This is a genomic window from Nocardioides stalactiti (assembly GCF_014180715.1).
GTDB lineage: Bacteria > Actinomycetota > Actinomycetes > Propionibacteriales > Nocardioidaceae > Nocardioides > Nocardioides stalactiti.
This window is the reverse complement of record NZ_JACEFC010000241.1, coordinates 1-1,100: the sequence shown is the minus strand read 5'-3', so window position 1 is coordinate 1,100 and position 1,100 is coordinate 1. Positions and strand designations below refer to the sequence as shown.

The following is a 1,100-nucleotide window of genomic DNA, read 5'->3' as shown; positions in this document are numbered from 1 at the left end:
GTGGTCCGCCCCGGTGACGCCGTCTCGCCGTACCTGCTCGCCCCCGGCCACTTCGGCAGTCGCGCGCGCGGCGACGCCCTCGCTGCCGGTGCCGCCGTCGTCGCCGGCGTCATAGGTCCCCACCCCCAGGTCGTCGACCTCCTCTGTCAGCGCGCCACCCGCCTCCTCGACGACCTCGAGCACCCCCGCATCCCCGCCTAGCCTGTCGAATCCGTACCTTCCTGAACCGAATCGGGACCTTCCTGAACCGAGTCGGGACCTTCCTGAACCGAGTCGGGTGATTCCCGCGGATGCGGATGGACTCGACCCAGGTAGGTACGGACTCGACCCAGGTAGGTACGGATTCGACCCAGGTAGGTACGGATTCGGCGGAGGGGTTACCGGTGCGCGCGGGCCCGAGGTGTCACTGAGGTACGTCGAGCGCCTCGGGCGTGTGCAGCCGGACGAGGAACCGGTGCGCGTGCGCGGGTGTGCGCGACCGCGTGGCGAGCGAGACCAGCACCATCGTCGCGAACGCGATCGGCACGCTCCAGGCCGCCGGCTGCGCGAGCAGCGCGCCGGGCCAGCCGGACGCCTCGACCCCGACCACGTTGACGACGGCTGCGCCGCCGGCACCGACGCCCCCTGCCGCAAGGCCCGCGAGCGCACCCGCGGGAGTGAGTCCGCGCCACCAGATGCCGAGCATCAGCAAGGGGCAGAACGTCGACGCCGCGACCGCGAACGCCAGCCCGACGGACTGCGCCACCCCGAGGTTCGTCGCGAGCAGCGCGACCCCGACCGGGACCGTCACCGCGAGCACCGCTGCCAGGCGGAATGCCGTCGCCACCGACGCGGTCGGGCCGCGCTCGCCGACCCACCGGCTGGTGACGTCCTGCGTCAGCACGCCAGAGACCGCGATCGCCAGGCCCGAGGCGGTCGAGAGGAACGCGGCGAACGCGCCGGCGGTCACCAGCGCGGTGAGGACCTCGCCGCCGACGCCGTCCACCATCAGCCGCGGCAGCTCGAGCACGAGGACATCGGCGTGGCCGTCGGCGACGAGGTCGCCGCCGTACACGCGACCGAGCGCCGCGAACACCGGCGGCCAGAAGTAGAAGAGGCCG

Annotated in this window: 2 protein-coding genes; one reads left to right on the top strand and one right to left on the bottom strand. The window is 73.1% G+C overall.

Translation table 11 applies throughout. The features are described 5' to 3' along the window. Nucleotides 1–201, top strand: a 201-nt coding sequence (locus H0487_RS22675) for a hypothetical protein (protein WP_220793715.1), incomplete at its 5' end; no start/stop codon positions are given. A 202-nt stretch (nt 202–403) separates the two neighbouring features. Here H0487_RS22675 and H0487_RS22670 read toward each other — a convergent pair. Further along, a partial coding sequence (locus H0487_RS22670) for a sodium:solute symporter family transporter (RefSeq protein ID WP_446685591.1) occupies nt 404–1,100 on the bottom strand: 697 nt, incomplete at its 5' end.